This window comes from uncultured Pseudomonas sp., assembly GCF_913777995.1.
In the GTDB taxonomy this organism is placed as follows: Bacteria; Pseudomonadota; Gammaproteobacteria; order Pseudomonadales; family Pseudomonadaceae; genus Aquipseudomonas.
In genome coordinates this window covers 56,288-76,313 of the sequence record NZ_CAJYVE010000014.1, presented here as the reverse complement: position 1 = coordinate 76,313, position 20,026 = coordinate 56,288, and the positions used below count along the sequence as shown (strand labels likewise).

General features: G+C 64.4%; 20 protein-coding genes. 13 read left to right on the top strand and 7 right to left on the bottom strand.

From position 1 onward, the window contains the following. Positions 1 to 2 precede the first annotated feature (2 nt). Entirely contained in the window at positions 3 to 227 is a 225-nt protein-coding gene (locus QZ497_RS06220; protein ID WP_295472221.1) for a DUF1289 domain-containing protein, read from the top strand. A gap of 257 nt (positions 228 to 484) precedes the next feature. Here the strand turns inward: QZ497_RS06220 and QZ497_RS06215 are convergent, their stop codons facing one another. From QZ497_RS06215 to argH, 4 genes are all read right to left on the bottom strand, one after another. Next, a complete protein-coding gene (locus QZ497_RS06215; protein ID WP_295472219.1) occupies positions 485 to 3,325 on the bottom strand; it encodes a class I adenylate cyclase in 2,841 nt (946 codons plus the stop codon). A 174-nt stretch (positions 3,326 to 3,499) separates the two neighbouring features. Further along, the gene (locus QZ497_RS06210) at positions 3,500 to 3,748 is read right to left on the bottom strand and encodes a TIGR02647 family protein (RefSeq protein ID WP_295472217.1); all 249 of its coding nucleotides are present in this window, start codon (positions 3,746 to 3,748) and stop codon (positions 3,500 to 3,502) included. Between the two features lie 92 nt (positions 3,749 to 3,840). After that, positions 3,841 to 4,131 carry a hypothetical protein gene (locus QZ497_RS06205; RefSeq protein ID WP_295472215.1) on the bottom strand — a complete coding sequence of 97 codons (291 nt, stop codon included), beginning with the start codon at positions 4,129 to 4,131 and terminating at the stop codon, positions 3,841 to 3,843. A 77-nt stretch (positions 4,132 to 4,208) separates the two neighbouring features. Next, positions 4,209 to 5,603: an argininosuccinate lyase gene (argH, locus tag QZ497_RS06200; RefSeq protein ID WP_295472213.1), complete on the bottom strand. Its 1,395-nt coding sequence runs from the start codon at positions 5,601 to 5,603 to the stop codon at positions 4,209 to 4,211. Positions 5,604 to 5,732: 129 nt separating this feature from the next. Between argH and QZ497_RS06195 the strand changes: the two genes are divergently transcribed. The 8 genes from QZ497_RS06195 to rsd all read left to right on the top strand — a co-directional run bounded on the left by QZ497_RS06195 (position 5,733) and on the right by rsd (position 13,311). Next, positions 5,733 to 6,803, top strand: coding sequence for a sensor histidine kinase (locus QZ497_RS06195; RefSeq protein ID WP_295472211.1), 1,071 nt, complete (start codon positions 5,733 to 5,735; stop codon positions 6,801 to 6,803). Next, positions 6,800 to 7,546: a LytTR family DNA-binding domain-containing protein gene (locus tag QZ497_RS06190; protein WP_295472209.1), complete on the top strand. Its 747-nt coding sequence runs from the start codon at positions 6,800 to 6,802 to the stop codon at positions 7,544 to 7,546. The genes QZ497_RS06195 and QZ497_RS06190 overlap by 4 nt, the downstream gene beginning before the upstream one ends. Positions 7,547 to 7,829: 283 nt before the next feature. After that, entirely contained in the window at positions 7,830 to 8,771 is a 942-nt protein-coding gene (gene hemC / locus QZ497_RS06185) for a hydroxymethylbilane synthase (protein WP_295472207.1), read from the top strand. Next, complete coding sequence (locus QZ497_RS06180) at positions 8,768 to 9,544, top strand: uroporphyrinogen-III synthase (RefSeq protein ID WP_295472206.1); 777 nt, start codon at positions 8,768 to 8,770, stop codon at positions 9,542 to 9,544. Before hemC ends, QZ497_RS06180 begins: the two co-directional genes overlap by 4 nt. A gap of 48 nt (positions 9,545 to 9,592) precedes the next feature. Beyond that, the gene (locus tag QZ497_RS06175) at positions 9,593 to 10,705 is read left to right on the top strand and encodes a uroporphyrinogen-III C-methyltransferase (RefSeq protein WP_295472204.1); all 1,113 of its coding nucleotides are present in this window, start codon (positions 9,593 to 9,595) and stop codon (positions 10,703 to 10,705) included. Beyond that, positions 10,702 to 11,946 (top strand): heme biosynthesis protein HemY, encoded by a 1,245-nt coding sequence (locus QZ497_RS06170; RefSeq protein ID WP_295472202.1) that lies wholly within the window; start codon positions 10,702 to 10,704, stop codon positions 11,944 to 11,946. The genes QZ497_RS06175 and QZ497_RS06170 overlap by 4 nt, the downstream gene beginning before the upstream one ends. Positions 11,947 to 12,170: 224 nt before the next feature. After that, entirely contained in the window at positions 12,171 to 12,683 is a 513-nt protein-coding gene (locus tag QZ497_RS06165) for a disulfide bond formation protein B (protein ID WP_295472200.1), read from the top strand. Positions 12,684 to 12,849: 166 nt separating this feature from the next. Continuing rightward, positions 12,850 to 13,311, top strand: a complete 462-nt coding sequence (gene rsd, locus QZ497_RS06160) for a sigma D regulator (protein ID WP_295472199.1) — start codon at positions 12,850 to 12,852, stop codon at positions 13,309 to 13,311. A 181-nt stretch (positions 13,312 to 13,492) separates the two neighbouring features. On the opposite strand, the gene QZ497_RS06155 is transcribed toward rsd, so the two are convergent. After that, complete coding sequence (locus tag QZ497_RS06155; protein WP_295472197.1) at positions 13,493 to 14,167, bottom strand: FKBP-type peptidyl-prolyl cis-trans isomerase; 675 nt, start codon at positions 14,165 to 14,167, stop codon at positions 13,493 to 13,495. A gap of 259 nt (positions 14,168 to 14,426) precedes the next feature. On the opposite strand from QZ497_RS06155, the gene QZ497_RS06150 reads away from it, so the two are divergent. Next, the gene (locus QZ497_RS06150; protein ID WP_295472195.1) at positions 14,427 to 15,419 is read left to right on the top strand and encodes an AlgP family protein; all 993 of its coding nucleotides are present in this window, start codon (positions 14,427 to 14,429) and stop codon (positions 15,417 to 15,419) included. On the opposite strand, the gene QZ497_RS06145 is transcribed toward QZ497_RS06150, so the two are convergent. After that, positions 15,416 to 15,892, bottom strand: a complete 477-nt coding sequence (locus tag QZ497_RS06145; RefSeq protein ID WP_295472193.1) for a TIGR02444 family protein — start codon at positions 15,890 to 15,892, stop codon at positions 15,416 to 15,418. The two genes, QZ497_RS06150 and QZ497_RS06145, sit on opposite strands and share 4 nt — an antisense overlap. Before the next feature lie 46 nt (positions 15,893 to 15,938). Between QZ497_RS06145 and QZ497_RS06140 the strand changes: the two genes are divergently transcribed. The 3 genes from QZ497_RS06140 (at position 15,939) to QZ497_RS06130 (ending at position 19,202) form a co-directional block, all read left to right on the top strand. Then, positions 15,939 to 17,849: an ATP-binding cassette domain-containing protein gene (locus QZ497_RS06140; protein ID WP_295472191.1), complete on the top strand. Its 1,911-nt coding sequence runs from the start codon at positions 15,939 to 15,941 to the stop codon at positions 17,847 to 17,849. Between the two features lie 15 nt (positions 17,850 to 17,864). Further along, entirely contained in the window at positions 17,865 to 18,458 is a 594-nt protein-coding gene (locus QZ497_RS06135) for a mechanosensitive ion channel family protein (RefSeq protein WP_295472188.1), read from the top strand. 111 nt (positions 18,459 to 18,569) lie between these two features. Continuing rightward, the gene (locus QZ497_RS06130) at positions 18,570 to 19,202 is read left to right on the top strand and encodes a LysE family transporter (RefSeq protein WP_295472186.1); all 633 of its coding nucleotides are present in this window, start codon (positions 18,570 to 18,572) and stop codon (positions 19,200 to 19,202) included. A gap of 69 nt (positions 19,203 to 19,271) precedes the next feature. On the opposite strand, the gene QZ497_RS06125 is transcribed toward QZ497_RS06130, so the two are convergent. Beyond that, positions 19,272 to 20,024, bottom strand: coding sequence for a penicillin-binding protein activator LpoB (locus QZ497_RS06125; protein WP_295472184.1), 753 nt, complete (start codon positions 20,022 to 20,024; stop codon positions 19,272 to 19,274). Positions 20,025 to 20,026: the final 2 nt, after the last annotated feature.

Here is a 20,026-nt window from a genome sequence, read left to right as displayed (position 1 = left end):
TCGTGACTGCTCCTGCTACCCCGCGCCCGCCCAAGCCTCTCTACAGCAACGTCAGCACGGCGGTGCCGTCGCCTTGCGTCAGCCTGTGCCGGCTCGACGACGAGCGCGTGTGCATGGGCTGCTTCCGCCACGTGGACGACATCCGCGAATGGCGCTCGGCCGATGACCAGCGCCGCCGGGAAATCCGTGAGGCCGCCGAGCAGCGTCGCCTGCAGGCTGGCGCCTAGTCATTCCAGGGCTGAAATCATCGGGTAGGCGTGGCTTCAGCCGCGCTGCATGCTCCTGCCCCGTTCCCGGCTAAAGCCAATACTGTTCGCTTAAGCGGCATGTGGCCCGGTGGGAGCGGCTTTAGCCGCGAAAGCACCAGGAAATTCACTGCATCTGTTGTGAACAGGCGGTCGCTTCGCGGCTGAAGCCGCTCCTACCCGGCCTAATTGACCAGTATTGCGGCTAAAGCCGGTCGATACTCCTGCCATTGTTCGCCTCAGGCCTGGTCCAGCGCCTCGTTGAGGAGCTTTTCCAGGCGCGCCTTGTGGCGCAGGTAGAGGATGGTCTGGCCGTGGCCGTCGTCCAGCAGCCCTGAAAGATCCAGGTCGGTGATGTAGCAACGGTAGCGCGCCGGTTCGTGACGCCTGCCGAGAATCTGCCGGGCCACCACCGTATACAGCTGCTCACCCTGTTCGAGTTCGGAAAACTCCTGGCTGTCGCAGTACAGCGAGGTGTTCAGCTGCCCGGGAGAGCTTTCCTCGATGATCGCCTGCACTTCGAAAAACGCTTTGTCCGACGCCCTGGGCGCGGGGCGGGGTTCGATGTTGCGAGCACGTCCGGCGCCGCCGGGCAGCAGTTGGTAATAGAGCACGTCCAGGGCGGCCTGCTCGTGCGGGCCGTCCAGCGGCAGTGAGGCGCCACGACGATAGATCAACGAGTGGAAGAAGCGTTGCAGCGGCAGCAGCAGGCTCTGTTCATCGTGCCAGGGCAGGTTCTGGTGCCACAGTGCATTGTGCTCGTCGAGCACGTAGAGGTCGGCGCGCGTGTCGTTGACCCGATAGAACACCTGGATGCATTCCGGCTGGCCGTAGGCGGCGATCAGCGACAGGTCGTGGTCTTCCAGCGCATGGGGGTCGAAGTACAGCGGGCTGTAGCAGGGCAGTTCTTCGCCCAGGTAGGTGAACAAGCCTGGCAGGCTATTGACCACCACCTGGGTCATGGTGCCGGGCAGCATGGCCAGGATGTGGTACTGCTGCTGGATCTGGATCAGGTAGCGGTAGTTGAGGCGAGTGGCCTGTAGCTGGCGGGCTGTGGCGACGATCTCCTCGACCCGCTGGGCGATGGCCTGGGCACGGTTATGGCAGAAGCAGCGCACTCGCACCTGCGGTTGTTGCGCGCCTTCGGGCAGGCTGCCCAGCAGGTCGGTGAGGCAATCGAGCAGCGCATGCGGGCCGTCGTAGCGGCTCACCAGCGTCTCGTTCCAGCTGTTGAGGGTCACCTGGTCGAGGGTCAGCACCAGGTTGTCACGCACGCCGGCATAACTGAGCGAGTCGGTGCGCTCGGTGGTCATCAGGATGTTCAGCTCCCGATGATGGCGCAGCGGGTCGACGCCGACGTTGACCAGCAAGAGAATTTCCCGCGGCTCGCTGGCCTTGAGCAACTGCTCGTCGCTGATAGCCGGCAAGGGCAGGGCAATGCTTTGCTGCAAGGCACCGATCAGGTTGAACAGCTCCAGTTCGCTCAGGTCGCTGCTGCCGGGGTGCAGGGCCAGACGAGTGCTGGCGTCGATCACGCCGTTGCGGTGGACCCAGGCCAGCAGCTCGACCAGCTCGCGGCTGCGCTTGATCGGCAGGAAGTTCTCGTATTCATGGATACCCAGGTTGCCGTTGTACAGGCTCCACTGGTTTTTTCCCGGCTCGCGGCGGTTGCTCGAATGCACCAGGGTCAGGGTGTCTTCGGCCAGGTCCGGGGCGATACCGGGATTGATGAGTTCGATCTTGCCGGCCTTGCGTTCGAAGGCCGCATACAGGCGTCGGCCAAGCACGTTCATGTCGCGTGTGGTGATCGAGCTGGCCGCCTGCTGGAGGCGCGCGAACTGGGTCAGGAAGCGGTAGCTGTAGTTCAGCTCGTTGACCAGCGAGCGGCGTTCATGGCTGACCTGGCGCACTTTCCAGTGCTGGCGGCTGTCGAGCAGGGCCAGCTGGCGTTCGTCCCAGCCCCATTCGGCGGTCAGTTGCTCCATCAGTGGACGTTGCCAGCCGCTGCTGCGCTGCCGGCCGCTGAGCTTTTTGTTGACCTTCAGGTACAGGCTGTGACGGACCAGTTCCAGGCGCTCGGGCTCGTTACGCACCAGCAGGTGTTCTTCGATGCGCCGGTAGGCGACCACATAGGGGTCCAGTTCGTCCGGGTCCTGCTGGTGGGCGAATACGGCTTCCTTGTAGCGCAGGCTGAGGCAGCGCACCCGCGGGTACTCACTGGCGTAGACCTCGATGAGCAGCAGCTTGAGCACGGATTTGTAGGGCGACTCGATGCCCTTGAACAGCTGCCACAGGCCGGCACCGACGAATTCCCCGGCGGGGATATGTGCGAGGTGGCCGAGGTCGAGCACTTCGTCGGCGCGGATGAAGCGCTTGGACAGCAGCGTGTGCGTGTATTGCTCGTAACGCGACTCTTCGTAGACCGGCACCATCCACCACATGGGCGTGCGGCCGGCGAGCCAGATCGCGGTGCGGTAGAACTCGTCGAGCAACAGGTAATGCTGGGTAGTGCCGCAGTCGTCGGAACTCAACTGGGTGTCACGCTCGCCCTGGCGGAAGCGCTGCGGGTCGATGAGGAAAAAGTGCGCTTCGCTGCCCTGCGTCTCGGCCCAGGCTTCCAGCGCCTGGCACTTCCTGCGCAGTTCAGCGATGGCTTCGGCGGACAGCTCGCTGTCATGGCAGATCCAGACATCCATATCGCTCTGGTCGGCCTGGGCCAGGGTGCCCAGGCTGCCCATCAGGAACAGCCCATGGATCGGCTGCGTCACGTGGCCGGGTCTGGCCTTGTAGGAAAAGGAGCGGGTCAGCCGCTGGGCTTCGGCCAGGACCTGGGCGTCAGGTTCGAAGTTCGACACGCCCGCCGGCGTACTGCCCGAGACGTAGCCGGGCAACAGCGGGTGATTGACATGGAACAGCAGCGGCAGCAGCGCCAGTACGCTTTGCTGGCGGGTCGACAGCCCCTCTCTGGCACGGGCCAGCCGCCTGTCGTTGAGGGCCAGGAAACGATTCTTGAGCTGGGTGAGGACCTTGCGGTCGATACCTTCGTCCAGGTCGGGACGGATTTCAAACGGATGCGTCATCGTGACTCGAGCCCTTGGCGGGCGCTACGGAAGTGGCCTGTGCCGTCTGCCGGATTCGACGATGCGTTGGGCGTGAGCGGCGTCATTTGATTTTGACGTCAAATGTATAACGCCGCCGGGTCGTTCGCGTGAAGGGCCTGGCGAGGTTTTTTTCGTCTGGCCCTGGCTCTGGCGTCAGGCTGCCTGGCGAGAGACGTCGAGAATGGTCAGCAGGGCTTGGGCATGCCGGGCCGCTTCCAGCCCCAGGCTGGTCAGATAGCCGCCGTCGACCTGAGAGGTCAGGCCCTTGTCGTAGAGACGCTGTGCTGCAGCGATGGCGCTGGGGGCTGCGACGTGGTGAACCTTGAGGCCTTCCAGGGTGTTGTCCAGGTTGAACAGGGCGAGGATTTCGAGTTCGGCAACCAGCTCAGGGGAATAAGACATAGCAGTACCAGCCTTTTTTTGTAATGAGTGCCCGACTCGGACAGGGGGCTTGAGCAGTGTAGTCCTGCTGTGCTGGCTTTGCCGCTGCCAATTCAATCTTCCGCTGGCAGCTCCGGCAGGGCGCGCAGGGCGCTTTCATACCACTGGCTGTCGAAGGGCCGGTCGGCTTCGAGCATGGCATCGATCTCGATGGCCAGTACATGGGCCATCAGTTCGAGGATTTCTTCGCGTTCATAGCCGACCAGGGTCAGCTTGTTGTACACGGCCTTGGCTGCGGGCGGCTCGCCGTTCTCCAGTTGATTCTCGATGGCCTGGATCAGCGTCGAGGCGGTGAAAGCCTCTTCGTCGTCGGCCTCGGGGTTGTGTTCGGGGGTGTCGTTCATGGGAGTCTCCAGATGGCCTTTCGCGGCTGAAACCACTCCCACCGTGCAGCGGGAGCGGCTCAGCCGCGAAGCGTGGGTCAGCGAGCGGCGAGCAGTGCCTGGCCGCGCGCCACGGCGGCGCGAACCTGGGCTGGCGCGGTACCGCCGATGTGGTCGCGGGCGTTGACCGAGCCTTCAAGGGTCAGCACGGCGAACACGTCTTCGTCGATCTGGTCGCTGAACTGGCGCAGTTCTTCCAGGCTCATTTCCGCCAGGTCCTTGCCGGTGTCTACGCCGTATTTCACGGCATGGCCGACGATTTCATGGCAATCGCGGAACGGCAGGCCACGACGCACCAGGTAGTCGGCCAGGTCGGTGGCGGTGGAGAAACCGCGCAGTGCCGCTTCGCGCATGATCGCGTGGCGCGGCTTGATGGCCGGCACCATGTCGGCGAAGGCGCGCAGCGAGTCGCGCAGGGTGTCGGCGGCGTCGAACAGCGGCTCCTTGTCTTCCTGGTTGTCCTTGTTGTAGGCCAGGGGCTGGCCTTTCATCAGGGTCAGCAGGCCGGTCAGGGCGCCGAACACGCGGCCGCTCTTGCCGCGCACCAGTTCCGGAACGTCGGGGTTCTTCTTCTGCGGCATGATCGAGCTGCCGGTGCAGAAACGGTCTGGCAGGTCGACGAACTGGAACTGTGCGCTGGTCCACAGTACCAGTTCTTCGGAGAACCGCGACAGGTGCATCATCGCCAGCGAGGCGGCGGCGCAGAATTCGATGGCGAAGTCACGGTCCGACACGCCGTCCAGCGAGTTGCCACTGACCGCTTCGAAGCCCAGCAACTGGCAGGTCAGCTCGCGGTCGATGGGGTAGGTGGTGCCGGCCAGTGCGGCGCTGCCCAGGGGCATGCGGTTGACGCGCTTGCGGCAGTCGACCAGGCGCTCGTAGTCGCGGCTGAGCATTTCGAACCAGGCCAGCAGGTGGTGGCCGAAGGTGACCGGCTGGGCGGTCTGCAGGTGAGTGAAGCCGGGCATGATGGTTTCGGCTTCGCGCTCGGCCTGCTCCAGCAGGCCCTTCTGCAGGCGGGTGATTTCGCCGAGGATCAGGTCGATTTCGTCACGCAGCCACAAGCGGATGTCGGTGGCGACCTGGTCGTTGCGGCTGCGCCCGGTGTGCAGTTTCTTGCCGGTGATGCCGATGCGGTCGGTCAGCCGCGCTTCGATGTTCATGTGCACGTCTTCGAGGTCGACACGCCACTCGAACTGACCCGCCTCGATCTCGCCCTGGATGGTCTTCAGGCCGTCGATGATGGTGTCGCGCTCGGCCTCGGTCAGCACGCCGACCTGCGCCAGCATGGTGGCATGGGCAATGGAGCCCATGATGTCGTGGCGGTACAGGCGCTGGTCGAAGTTGACGGAGGCGGTGAAACGCGCGACGAAGGCGTCGACGGGCTCACTGAAACGGCCGCCCCAGGACTGATTGGTCTTGTCGGTGCTCATGGTTTCGCTCGTTGCTCGGCTCTAGGGGTACAAAGTGCGTCGATCATAGCAGGATGGCGTGTTTTTATCCTTGAGGCGCTTGCCGCTCCGACCGGGCGGGTCGAGACTGGGGGCCTGCGCGAGGGCACCATGACGATCGAAAAAGACAAGACTGCGGCCGAGAAAGACTTCTTCCTGCCTGAACTGTGCCTGCCCCAGGCGCTGCTGGTACTGGTGCTGCTCGCCGAGCTGCTGGTGCTGGCGCTGATCCTCGTCGAACCCATGCCTGAGGGATTTCCCTGGGTGCGCGTGGCACTGATGTCACTGTTCGTGCAATGGATCGTGCTGCTCTCGGCCGCCGTGCTGTGCGGGTTGCGCCCCTGGCTGGCGCGCCTTCCGAGCGGCCTGGCGGGGCTGCTGGGCTGCCTGCTGGTGGTGGTTCTGACCTTGCTTTGCACCGCCGTGACCGACATCTGCCAGTTGTCCGGGCGCATCAGCTTCGATGGCCGGGTCGAGCGCTACATCCGCTATGCGGTGATCGCCCTGATCATGTCTGCTTTGATGTTGCGCTACTTTTATCTGCAGAGTCAGTGGCGCCAGCAGCAGCAGGCCGAGTCGCGGGCGCGGATCGAGGCTTTGCAGGCCCGTATCCGTCCGCATTTTCTGTTCAACACGCTCAACAGCATCGCCAGCCTGGTGGCCAGCGACCCGGTCAAGGCCGAGCAGGCGGTGCTCGACCTCTCGGACCTGTTCCGCGCCAGCCTGGCGAGGCCCGGGACCCTGGTGACCTGGCGCGAGGAACTGGACCTGGCCAGAAGATATTTGTCGATCGAGCAATATCGTCTCGGCGAACGTCTACAGTTGGAATGGGCGGTCAGTGCAATTGCGGACGATGTACCGATTCCACAGCTGACGCTGCAGCCATTGCTGGAAAATGCCTTGACCTATGGCATCGCTCCGCGTGTCGAAGGGGGTGTGGTACGGGTCGAGGCGAACTACGAGGGGGGAGAGTTCATATTGTGTGTCAGCAATCCCTATGACGAAGTTGCCCCGAGGCAGACGTCCAACGGCACTCAACAGGCCCTGTTGAATATCGGTGCGCGCATTACGGCACTTTTTGGCCCGCACGCCAGTCTGAGCGTGGAGCGCCGTGACGGTCGTCACTACACCTGTCTACGCTATCCTTGTGCGAGACTCACGCAGGAAGCCAAAGCAATATGAATGTCCTGATCGTTGATGACGAACCCCTGGCCCGGGAACGATTAAGCCGCATGGTCGGTGAAATCGAGGGCTATCGGGTATTGGAACCCAGCGCCGCCAATGGCGAAGAAGCCCTGGCGCTGATCGACAGCCACAAACCGGATATCGTGCTGCTGGACATCCGTATGCCAGGCCTCGACGGCCTGCAGGTCGCAGCCAGATTGTGCGAGCGGGAAGCCCCGCCTGCCGTGGTGTTCTGCACAGCGCACGATGAATTCGCCCTGGATGCTTTCCAGGTCAGTGCCGTCGGCTACCTGGTCAAGCCGGTGCGCCCGGAGCATCTTGCCGAGGCGCTGAAGAAGGCCGAGCGTCCCAACCGCGTGCAACTGGCGGCCATGACCCGGCCCGCGTCGGAAAGCGGCAATGGCCCGCGCAGCCACATCAGCGCCAGGACCCGCAAGGGGATCGAGCTGATTCCGCTGGACCAGGTGATCTACTTCATTGCCGACCACAAGTACGTGACCTTGCGTCACGAGGGCGGCGAAGTGTTGCTCGACGAGCCGCTCAAGGCACTGGAAGACGAGTTCGGCAACCGTTTCGTGCGCATCCACCGCAACGCGCTGGTGGCCCGTGAGCGCATCGAGCGTCTGCAGCGTACCCCCTTGGGGCATTTCCAGCTGTTTCTCAAGGGGCTCAATGGCGATGCCCTGGTCGTCAGCCGCCGCCATGTGGCGGGGGTTCGCAAAATGATGCAACAACTCTGAGGCCAGGCGGACGATCTGCAGTTCGTCCGCGCCCTCTGGCGTGAATCGGCATTTCAACGCTGTTTTCAACAAAGCGCTTTCGGCACCTGTCGGTTATCGTCCAAACCCGATCCCAGGTAAGCGTCGGAACACAGACGGTGCCGCTGCGTCTGACCGTACCGGCTGCGCCTGGCCTGTTCCTTGACGTGTATCAGTGGCTCTGGCGGAGTTTGCCGGCAGCACTCAAGCCGCTACGGCCGAACTGTTATCATCCGCGGTCTTTACCTCCAGTACGGATCGATTCATGTCCATTCGCGAAATCCGCATCGCCACCCGCAAAAGCGCGTTGGCCCTCTGGCAGGCCGAGTACGTCAAGGCCCGTCTCGAACAGGCACACCCCGGGTTGCGGGTGACGTTGGTGCCCATGGTCAGTCGCGGCGACAAGCTGCTTGATTCGCCGCTGTCGAAAATCGGCGGCAAGGGCCTTTTCGTCAAGGAACTGGAGACCGCCCTGCTGGAAGACCAGGCCGACATCGCCGTGCACTCCATGAAGGATGTACCCATGGAGTTCCCGCAGGGTCTGGGGCTGTTCTGCATCTGCGAGCGCGAAGACCCGCGCGATGCCTTCGTTTCCAATCGTTTTTCCAGCCTTGATGCGTTGCCGGCGGGCAGTGTCGTCGGCACTTCCAGCTTGCGTCGTCAGGCGCAGTTGCTGGCATTGCGTCCGGACCTGAAGATCCAGTTCCTGCGTGGCAACGTGAATACGCGCCTGGCCAAGCTCGATGCCGGTGAATACGACGCCATCATCCTGGCCGCTGCCGGGCTGATCCGCCTGGGCTTCGAGTCGCGCATCACCGCCAGCCTGAGTATCGAGAACAGCCTGCCTGCGGGTGGCCAGGGCGCAGTGGGCATCGAATGCCGCAGTGCCGATGCTGAAGTGCACGCGCTGCTGGCTCCCTTGCACCATGCTGACACCGCCGTACGGGTCATGGCCGAGCGGGCGCTCAACCGTCATCTCAATGGCGGCTGCCAGGTGCCCATCGCCTGCTACGCCGTACTCGAAGGGGAGCAGCTGTGGTTGCGGGGCCTGGTCGGCGAGCCTCAGGGCGGCCTACTGCTGCGTGCCGAGGCGCGGGCTTCCAGGGATGCGGCGCAGGCTCTTGGGGTGGAAGTGGCCGAGGCACTGCTGGCCCAGGGCGCCGGGCGCATCCTGCAGGCCGTGTATGGCGAGTCTCGCGAGCCATGAGCGGCTGGCGTCTGCTGCTGACCCGCCCGGCGCAGGAGTCGGCAGCCGTGGCCCAGGTGCTGGCGCAGGCCGGTGTCGCCTGCCGCAGCCTACCGCTGCTGGAAACCGCGCCGCTGCCGCTCAGCGATGCGCAGCGGTCGCTGGTGTTCGACCTGATGACCTTCCAGGCGGTGATCGTGGTCAGCAAGCCGGCGGCGCGGCTGGCCGTAGAACTGCTGGATGAAATCTGGCCACAACCGCCGCTACAACCCTGGTTCTGCGTGGGTGCGGGCACCGGCCAGATCCTGCTCGACTACGGCCTGATCGATGTCAGCTGGTCGACGCAGGGTGATGACAGCGAAGCGCTGGTGGAAGTGCCTGCGTTGCAAAAGGCAATCGCCATACCGGGAAGCCGTGTGTTAATCATGCGCGGTGAAGGTGGCCGCGAATGGATGGCCGAGCAGTTGCGTGAGCAAGGTGTGAAGGTCGAGTACCTGTCGCTGTACCGCCGTTATCTGCCCGACTACCCGCCTGGCGCCTTGCTGCAGCGGGTGAGGGGGGAACGCTTGAACGGCCTGGTGGTCAGCAGTGGGCAGGGTCTGGAGCATCTGCTGCAGCTGGCGGGTGCGTCGTGGCCCGAGCTGGCCGATCTGCCGCTGTTCGTGCCAAGCCCCAGGGTTGCCGAGCTGGCGCGTGCCGCTGGCGCCCGTCATGTGGTCGATTGCCGTGGCGCCAGCAGCGCAGCCCTGCTGGGCGCATTGCAGGTGACTCCTGTACCCGCTCAGGCGGACTGATCGAAGAAGTAGCGTCTCTGAAGGCGCCTAACTGCAAAGGATGGATACGTGAGCGAAACAGCCTTGCCCAAAGATGAAGTCACGCTGTCTAAGACACCGGCAGCGACGCCTGGCCCCGAACGTCCGGGTAACCGTGCCAGTGGCCTGGCGGTGCTGGCCCTGCTACTGGGCATCGCCGGTGTGGGTGTGGCCGGCTGGGGGGTATGGCAGTTGCGCATGCTCCAGGCCGGGCACCTGCAGCAGCGCAGCCAGGTCCAGGACATCGCCGAGCAGACGCTGGCGCTGGCCCGCAGCGATCAGCAACTCAACGCCCGGCTGGCGCAGTTCCCGCCGGCCGACCAGATCGAAGACAGCCGTCGCCTGGTAGCCCAGTTGCAAGGCGACCAGCAGCGTCTGAGCCAGCGCCTGGAAACCGTGCTCGGTGCCAGCCGCAAGGACTGGCGCCTGGCCGAGGCCGAACACCTGCTGCGCCTGGCCAGTCTGCGTCTTTCCGCCCTGCAGGACATCAACAGCGCCCGTGCGCTGGTGCAGGGCGCCGACGACATCCTTCGCGAGCAGGACGACCCGGGCGCTTTCGCCGCCCGGGAGCAGCTGGCGCGCAGCCTGGCTGCGTTGCACAGTGTCCAGCAGCCTGACCGTACCGGCCTGTTCCTGCAGTTGGCGGCGCTGCGCGAGCAGGCCGAGCAGCTCAATGCCTTGGCGCCGGAATATCAGGACAAGGGCGAGTCGCTGCTGGGCCTGACCTCCGGCCCACACGAGGATAGCTACTGGTCGCGCTGGTGGGACCAGATCTCGCATTACGTGCGCATCGACTTCAATGCTGACAAGGACATCCGCCCCGTACTGGCTGGCCAGAGCCTGCAGCAGGTCCGTCTGGCCCTGAGCCTGGCGCTGGAGCAGGCGCAATGGGCGGCATTGAACGGCGAGGCCGAGGTCTACAAGAAGGCCGTGGCCCAGGCGCGTAGCGTGCTGGACGCCAACTTCAACAAGGACAACCCGCAGAGCAAGGCGTTGGCGGACGGCCTGGCCAGCCTGGCCGACAAGCCCGTTTCGGTGGTGACCCCGGATCTGGCGCAGAGCCTGAGCGCCGTGCAAGCCTATCTCGAACGCCGTCATGCGGCTTCGCAGCCGGCCCAGACGCAGCGGGGGACCAGCCCATGAAACGCTTCTATGTCCTGCTGTTCATCGCCATTGCCGTGGCCGCGCTGATTGGCGTGGCCATGGCCGAGCACGCCGGTTACGTGCTGATTTCCTACCAGAGCTTCCGTTTCGAATCGAGCCTGTGGGCGGCGCTGGGGCTGCTGCTGCTCGTGTGGCTGCTGGTGGTCGTGGTACGCGGGCTGATCGGCCTGCTGACCACCTCGGGCGGGTTGGTCAATCCATGGTCGCGGCGCAACCGTCGGCGTCGTGTGCAAATGGCCGTCTCCCAGGGGCAGATGGACTTGGCCGAAGGCCGCTGGGCCAGCGCCCAGCGTCATCTGCAGCGTGCTGCCGAGGCCGATCCGCAGCCGCTGCTCTATTACCTCGGCGCGGCCCGGGCCGCCAACGAACAGGGCCGTTACGAGGAGTGCGACACCCTGCTGGAGCGCGCCCTGCAGCGCCAGCCTCAGGCCGAACTGGCCATTGCCCTGAGCCATGCTCAGCTGCAGCAGGATCGCGGCGACACCGACGGCGCCCTGGTGACCCTCACGGCCATGCATGAACGCCACCCGCACAACCCTCAGGTGCTGCGCCAGTTGCAGCGCCTGCACCAGGTGCGTGGTGACTGGTCGGCGCTGATCCGCCTGATGCCTGAACTGCGCAAGGACAAGGTCCTGCCGCCAGCCGAGCTGGCCGAACTGGAGCGGCGTGCCTGGGGGCAGAACCTCAGCCTGGCGCCCTGGCGTGAAGGCGAGGGTGCGCAGGCAACTGGCCTGGCCGCGCTGGACCAGGCCTGGAAGGCCCTGAGTTCCGCACAGCGCCAGGAGCCCGCACTGGTGCTGGCCTATGCCGAGCAACTGCGCCGCCTGGGCGCCGAGGCGCAAGCTGAAGAAGTGTTGCGCGCCGCACTCAAGCGCGGCTATGACAGCCATCTGGCGCGCTTGTACGGGCTGGTGCGAGGCGCTGACAATTCCCGGCAGTTGCAGGCGGCCGAGGGCTGGTTGAAGGCGCACGCCGATGACCCCAGCCTGCTGCTGACCCTGGGGCGTATCTGCCTGCAGGGACGCCTGTGGGGCAAGGCCCGGGATTATCTGGAAAGCAGCCTGCGTCTGCAGCCCAACCCGGAAACCTGCGCCGAGCTGGCGCGCCTGCTGGCCCAGCTGGGCGAAACCGAGCGCAGCAACCAGCTGTTCCAGCAAGGCCTGGGCATGCTCGACGAGCGCCTGTTGGCGCGCCCGCTTCCGGCGCTGAACCGCGCCTGAATCATCGACGCAGGGCCGGTCGCCGGCCCTGCGTCGATGTGCCGCATTGGCAGCCCTGCTCTCACTTCGGCTTCAGCCCATTCCTACACTGCAAAGTAAAAATGCTGATTTTGTATGTGTATTTTTCCTTTTGTATTCAGCGATGCATCGGTAGTGTCCTGCCTTGAAAGCTGCGGGCGCTTTCCTCTACCGTAGCGGCCTTTCCTCTCTGTAACGGATTTGCCATGCAGCTGGCTCGCACGCGCGTTCTGCTTTTCCTCGGCTTCATCGCGAGCGTGTTGTCGCTGGGCGCGGCGTTCTACCTGCAATACGCAGTCGGCCTGGAGCCCTGCATGCTGTGCCGCTGGCAGCGTGTGTTGCTGGCCGGCTGTGCGCTGATCTGTCTGGTGGCCTGCCTGCATCGCCCCGCCGCCCGCGGCTGGAATCTCTACGCCCTGTCGTTGTTGCTGGCCGCCCTGGCGGGATCCGGTGTGGCGGGGGCGCAGGTCTGGCTGCAGACCTCTGCGCTGGAGGAAAAAGGCCTGGCGCTGGGCATGCTGGAGCGGATCCTGCCGGCGTCCTCGGGCGACCTGCATGCCGAGTTACTGCACTGCGCCGAGATCAACTGGTCGCTGTTCGGCATCAGCCTGCCGGAGTGGAGCCTGTTGCTGTTCATCGCATTGATGCTGCCCGGCCTGTATGCCCTTTCCGGGCAGGTTGCGCGCCGGGTAAGGCGTCGGGATCAAACGTCCGTATGAACTTTATCGCCCTTCGAACTTGATGACCCTTCCTTGCGGGCATAATCTGGCTCGCATGCGTCACGGAAGTTCGCCGTCATGACGCCATTCAGGCTCGGCTCACAAGGCTGCGACAAGCCTTGGGGTCGCAACAGGACTGCAGCCCCTGAAGGGAAGAGAGAACATCATGCTGGAAAGCTGTGAGAATGCTCAGGAGCGTTGGGGCGGGGTCAATCTGCTGATCGATCGCTGGCTTCATGAGCGCCATGAACTGATCAAGGCCTACGATGCACTGGGCGGGGCGCCTGCCTCGCTTGGCGACCACAAGGCCAAGCAGCGTTTCTGCCAGTTGCTGGTCGACTATGTATCAGCGGGGCATTTCGAGGTCTATGAACAGCTGAGCGACGAGGCCAAGGCGTTCAATGACGAGCGCGGCCTGGAACTGGCCGATACCCTGTTTCCCCGTCTGGAGGTCATCACGCAGTTCGCGCTGGCATTCAACGATCGTTGCGACAAGCGTGATTCGTCCGATTGCGCCAGTGACTTCAAGAAGCTCGGTGGACTGTTGCACGAGCGTTTCGAACTTGAAGACTGCCTGATCGAGGTGTTGCACAACGCTCATCGCGAAGAGGCCAGCGCCACCGCCTGACAGGCCTGGGTGTTGAAGGAAAGGGTGCGAACGCACCCTTTTTTCATGGCAGGAACTCAGCCGCTCCTGGCCGTTGAACGGCGCGCCACGAAGCACGGATGGCACCGGCTTCAGCCGGGAAGCTGTTCGCGGCTCAAGCCGCTCCGTGCATCATTTTTGCCTGCGACCTTCTGCCGTTGGCTCAATGCCCGACCGCCAGCAGCTCGATCTCGAACACCAGCGGGGTGAACGGGTCGATCAGGTCGCCTGCGCCTTCGGCACCGTAGGCCTGTGCCGAAGGGATTACCAGCCGCCATTTGGCGCCTACCGGCATGTTCTGCAGGGCCGTGGTCCAGCCACTGATCACGCTGTCCAGACGAAACCACTGCGGCTGGCTGCTCTGGTCGAACACCGTGCCGTCTGGCAGGCGCCCGACATATTGCACCTGCACCCGGCCATTGGCATCCGGGTGCGGGCCGCTGCCCTTGACCAGCTCGGTCATCAGGATGCCGTCGGCCAGTTCCTTCACGCCCGGCTTGGTTTTTTCCGCGTCCATGAACTTACGCTCGGCGGCCAGTGCGGCTTCGGTCTGCGAGTCGGTGCCCGCTGCTTCGGCCTGGGTCATGGCGGCATCGTGATCGGCGAGAATCTTGTCGATGCGCTCTTGCTTGAGCGCCAGGGGCTTGCCTTGGTAGGACTGCTTCAAGCCTTCGATGAGCGCGGCCAGGTCGAGGTCCGGGACTTCCTGGCGCATGCGCTCACCCAGGCTCGCGCCCAGGCTGTAGGCGAGGTCATGGGCATCGCTGGAAGGAGCGGTTTGCGCCGCCTGGGCCAGGGGCGTCAGCAGAAACAGCGGCAATAGCAGGTAGCGCGGCATGAAGGCTCTCCGGCCGGAAATGTGGGGAACCCGTGGGGTGTCCACAGGTACCGAGTGATCGGTGACTTGCGGATTATGCCAGTGCAGTCCGCCGAGATGAGCACGCCGGCAAGGTGAAATTTTGCTGTTTCTACATGGGCTTGCAAAAACCATGGACGCACACTGCAACGGCGCACTTGCAATGCTGTCAAGATGAGCTAGCGGCGCTTCAGGCAGAGGTCTAGTATGGGCCGCAATTTCGTCAGTCAGGAGGTAAATCATGTCGGCCAAGAAGAAGCCCGTAAAAACTCCATTGCATTTGCTCCAACAACTGTCGGGAAGCCTGCTTGAGCATCTGGAAGAGGCTTGCGCACAAGCCCTGGCCGATGCCGAGAAACTCCTCGCCAAGCTGGAAAAACAACGCGTCAAGGCGCAGGAAAAACTGCACAAGTCGCGTACCAAAATTCAGGATGCCGCCGCTGCCGGCAAGACCAAGGCCCAGACCAAGGCCAGATCCGCTGTCGACGAACTTGAAGCCCTGCTCGATTCGCTGAAGGATCGTCAGAGCGAAACCCGTACCTACATTCAGCATCTCAAGCGCGATGTGCAGGAAAGCCTGAAGCTGGCACAGGGCGTTGGCCGCGTGCAGGAGGCTGTTGGCAAGGTGCTCAGCAGCCGTGAGGTCAAGCCTGCTGCCAAGGCACCGGCCAAAGCCGCTGCTGCCAAGCCTGCTGCCGCCAAGGCACCGGCCAAAGTCGCTGCCGCCAAGCCTGCTGCTGCCAAGGCACCGGCCAAAGTCGCTGCGGCCAAGCCTGCTGCCGCCAAGGCGCCGACCAAAGCTGCTGCGGCCAAGCCTGCCGCTGCCAAGGCGCCGGCCAAAGCTGCTGCCGCCAAACCAGTTGCCGCCAAGGCGCCGGCCAAAGCTGCCGCCGCCAAGCCTGCCGCTGCCAAGGCTCCAGTCAAAGCCGCCGCCGCCAAAGCCCCAGCCAAAGTCGCTGCTGCCAAGCCTGCAGCCGCCAAGGCGCCGGCCAAAGCTGCTGCTGCCAAGCCCGCTGCCGCCAAGGCCCCGGCCAAAGCCGCTGCTGCCAAGCCTGCCGCCGCCAAGGCGCCGGCCAAAGCTGCTGCTGCCAAGCCTGCCGCTGCCAAGGTACCAGCCAAACCCGCTGCCTCCCAGGCGCCAGCCGCTACCGCCCCTGCGGCCAGCAAGCCAGAGACCACTCCGGCCGCGACCCCTGCGGCAGCCAACAGCGCTACGCCAGGCAGCAACGCTTAAGCTTGCCCCCCGGCGTGTTCGAGCGCGGCGCACAGCCTCTGCAGTGCGTCGTGCTCCTGGCAGGCTTGCGGGCCGCACAAGGTCCGCAGCCAGTCCTGCACATCCGCCGCTTCGTCGATAGGCCACTCCCTGGTCAACTGCTGCAGACGCGCCAACAGTTGCCGTTCCGCCTGTAACTCCAGTGTCTTGAGTTGCTCACGCAGGTCAGCCAGTGCACTGTCTTGCTGCGCCGCCGCGCGCCATTGCCGGCGTAAGCCGCGCAGCGGCGTCACCACGTCGGCCTGCCAGGGCCCGGCCAGCGCGACGAGCGCGTCGACCCGTAGTGGCGTGCAGGCCACGCCCCGTTTACCCAGCCATACGCCACACAGCAGCAGGCACACGTCGGCACCTTCGTCCTGCAGTCTCAGGCAGGCTTGTTCGACACCTGGCCGGGCGTAGAAATCGAGGGTGAAACTCCATAGATCCGCAGGCATAGTGGTCCACCTGTCCGGGACGAAGCTGGTAGACTCCGCCGCCATCATGATTCGAATTGAAAACCTTACCTTACAGCGTGGTCCGCAGCGTCTGCTAGAAGGCGCTGAACTGACCCTGCACGCCGGCCAGAAAGTCGGCCTCATCGGTGCCAACGGCGCCGGAAAATCCAGCCTGTTCGCCCTGCTGCGTGGTGAGTTGCATCCGGATTCCGGGGACTGCCGGCTGCCCGCCGACTGGCGTATCGCACACATGCGCCAGGAGGTCGATACCCTGGAGCGCCTGGGTGTCGACTACGTCCTCGACGGTGACGTGCGCCTGCGTGAGATCCAGCGCCAGCTGGCCGAAGCCGAGGCGGCTCAGGACGGCACCGCCCTGGCGCGCCTGCACGCCGAGTTCGACAGCGCCGACGGCTATACCGCCGACGCCCGTGCCCGCAAGTTGCTGGCTGGCCTGGGCTTCAGCAACGATCAGATGGAGCGCCAGGTCGGCAGTTTCTCCGGTGGCTGGCGGATGCGCCTGAACCTGGCCCAGGCCCTGATGTGCCCCTCTGACCTGCTGCTGCTCGACGAACCGACCAACCACCTGGACCTCGACGCCATCCTCTGGCTGGAAGACTGGCTCAAAGGCTACCCCGGCACCTTGCTGCTGATCTCCCACGACCGCGACTTCCTCGATGCGGTGGTCGACCATGTCGCCCACGTCGAGCAGCGCAAGATCATCCTTTACCGTGGTGGCTACAGCGCCTTCGAGCGTGCACGCGCCGAACGCCTGGCGCAGCAGCAACAGGCTTACGAAAAGCAGCAGGCGCAACGTGCGCACATGGAAAAGTACATTGCGCGCTTCAAGGCTCAGGCCACCAAGGCGCGCCAGGCCCAGAGCCGCATCAAGGCTCTGGAGCGCATGGAAGAACTCTCCGCCGCCCACGTGGACTCGCCGTTCAATTTCACCTTCCGCGAGTCGGACAAGCTGTCCCGGCCGCTGCTCGACCTGTCCGAAGGTCGCCTCGGCTATGGCGACAAGGTCATCCTCGAGAAGGTCAAGCTGCAACTGGCACCCGGGGCGCGCATCGGCCTGCTGGGCCCCAACGGTGCAGGCAAGTCGACACTCATCAAGAACCTCGCCGGTGAGCTGCAGCCGCTCGCTGGCCGCCTGCAGGCCGGGGAAAACCTTTCCGTGGGTTACTTTGCCCAGCACCAGCTCGACTCGCTGGATGCCAAGGCCAACCCGTTGCTGCACCTGCAGCGTCTGGCGCCGACCGAGCGCGAGCAGACCCTGCGTGATTTCCTCGGTGGCTTCGACTTCCGCGGCCCGCGCCTGGAAGAGCCGGTGGTGAACTTCTCTGGTGGCGAGAAGGCGCGCCTGGCTCTGGCGCTGATTGCCTGGGAAAAGCCCAACCTGCTGTTGCTCGACGAACCGACCAACCACCTCGACTTGGAAATGCGTCTGGCGCTGACTATGGCCTTGCAGGAATTCAGTGGCGCGGTACTGGTGGTGTCCCACGACCGGCACCTGCTCAAGAGCACCACCGACAACTTCCTGTTGGTCGCCGACGGCCGGGTCGAAGAGTTCGACGGTGACCTGGACGACTACACCCGCTGGCTGGCCGATTACCGTCAGCGCAATGCGCCGGTCAGCAATGCGCCGGCCAATGCCGACAAGACTGACAAGAAAGCCCAGCGTCAGCAGGCCGCTGCGCTGCGCCAGCAACTGGCGCCGCACAAGCGCAAGGCCGAAAAACTGGAGCAGGAGCTGGGCCAGGTGCAGGAAAAGCTCGCGGTCATCGAGCAGGGCCTGGCCGACAGCGCCATCTACGAGGCGGCCAGCAAGGACAAACTGCGCGAGCTGTTGTCAGAACAGGCCAGGCTCAAAGGCCGCGAGGCCGAGCTGGAAGAGGGCTGGATGGAAGCACTGGAGGTGCTGGAAACCATGCAGGCCGAGCTGGAAGCATTGTCGTAAGCGAGGCGTGAGGTGATGGAAGTATTCGGATGGACCGTGGACGCTCACTGGATCGAGCCGATCTGGCTGGGCGTACAGACCCTTCTGATCCTGCTGGCGGGTTACCTGATCCAGCGCGTGGTAGGACGGTTTCTGACCCGCCTGGGCGAGCGTTATCCGTTGCCGCCGGAGCTGCTGATGCCGGTGCGAGGCGGTTTGCGCTGGTTCATCATGGGCAGCGCCTTCGTCATCGTGCTGGGTCGCCTCGGTGTTTCGGCCACGGTGCTGTGGACCGCACTGTCCGGCTTCGTGGCCGTGGCGGCCGTGGCGTTCTTCGCCATGTGGAGCGTGCTGTCCAACCTGCTTTGCGCGGTGATGATCTTCACCATCGGGCCGTTCCGTATCGGTGACGTGGTGGAACTGGTCGATACCCTGGACAAGCCGGGGGTGAAGGGCCGGGTCACCGCGATCAACCTGATGTTCACCACCCTCATCGAGCTGCCCGAGCAGGGCGGTGCGCTGGTGCAGGTGCCCAACAGCCAGTTCTTCCAGAAGGCCGTGCGGCGCTGGCGGGGTACTGACGTGATTCCCCAGGTCATTGCCGACCGGCCCTCTGCCGAAGCGAAATGATCCTCCGCCGGCCTGCCTTGTGCGGCGGTCGGCAGCGCCCTGATAAACATCTGGTCACCTTTGCCGATTGGGCATAACGTTACGGGCATCCGAATCGAATCGAGGTGTGCGATGACGCTTGAAACATGGCTGGCCTTCTTTGCCGCCTGCTGGGTAATCAGTCTTTCGCCGGGGGCCGGGGCGATTGCCTCGATGTCCTGCGGCCTGCAGTACGGCTTCTGGCGTGGCTACTGGAATGCCTTGGGCCTGCAGGTGGCGCTGGTGGTGCAGATCGGCATCGTGGCGGCGGGTCTGGGAGCGGTGCTGGCTGCCTCGGAACTGGCCTTCAACCTGATCAAGTGGTTCGGTGTGCTGTACCTGATCTACCTCGGCGTGCGGCAGTGGCGCGCGCAGCCTGCCGAACTCAGCCAGGACTCAGCCGAGCGCCCCATTGGCCGTCCTCTCACGCTGGTGCTGCGCGGCTTTCTGGTCAACATCAGCAACCCCAAGGCGCTGGTGTTCATGCTGGCCATCCTGCCGCAGTTCATCGACCCGAGCGCGCCGCTGCTGGCCCAATACCTGATCATCACCCTGACCATGGTCGCCGTGGATTCGCTGGTCATGGCCGGCTACACCGGCCTGGCGTCGAGGGTCCTGCGCCTGCTCAGGACCCCGCGCCAGCAGAAGCGCCTGAACCGCACCTTCGCCAGCCTGTTCGTCGGCGCAGCCGGGTTCCTGGCGACCTTGCATCGCGGAACGGCCTGAGATCAGCCGGGATGCTTTTCGTGACTGAAGCCGCTCCTGTTGAGCGGCTTCAGTCGGGGAGGGCGGGGCTCAACGCAGGATGCGCGGCGCCTCGTCACGGGGCAGGGTGTTCTGTGGCATGGGTTGCTCGACCCATTCCACTTCGCCGCGCAGTTGCTCGCGCAGCTGGCGGGTGACGTCCACGCCGATCGACTTGGACACATCGCGCACCACGCGGCCACGGTTGAGCGAGACCTTGATGTCGCGGCTGTTGACCAGCTTGGTGTCCTGGCCTTCGCCCATCGCCGTGAAGGCCGAGGTGATCTCGAAGGTGCGGGTGTTGATCAGGCTGAAGTCGGCGACCAGGGTGATGCCCAGCACCGCCGAGTAGCTGTTGGTGTTGGCCAGCTCGTTGATGTCCTGGCGGAAGTCGATATCCGACACGGTGCCGAACAGCACGTAGTCGGCGCCCTTGAAGTTGCCGTTCTTGATCCGCCGGATCACGTCGTAGACGTCTTCCTTGGAGCTGGCGGTGTAAGGCGTGCCCTGCACCAACTGGAACATCCCGGACTTGAGAATCTCGCCCTTGATGTCGCCGCTGAATTTGCGCAGCTCACCCTGCTCGATGTAGCTGTAGCGGGCCTCGTACGAGTCGTAGCTGGCCGAACCGTGGTAGCCGGCGCTGTAGGCGTTGGCATGCGCACTTTCGTTGACCCGCGCAGAGACGGTACGAATGTACTGCTCCACACGTTCCTGGAAGGCCATGTCCGCTACCGCGACCTTGGGCGCGGCCTGCACGCCGAAGGCACACAGCAGGCCGATGATGCCGATCCATGCACGCATCG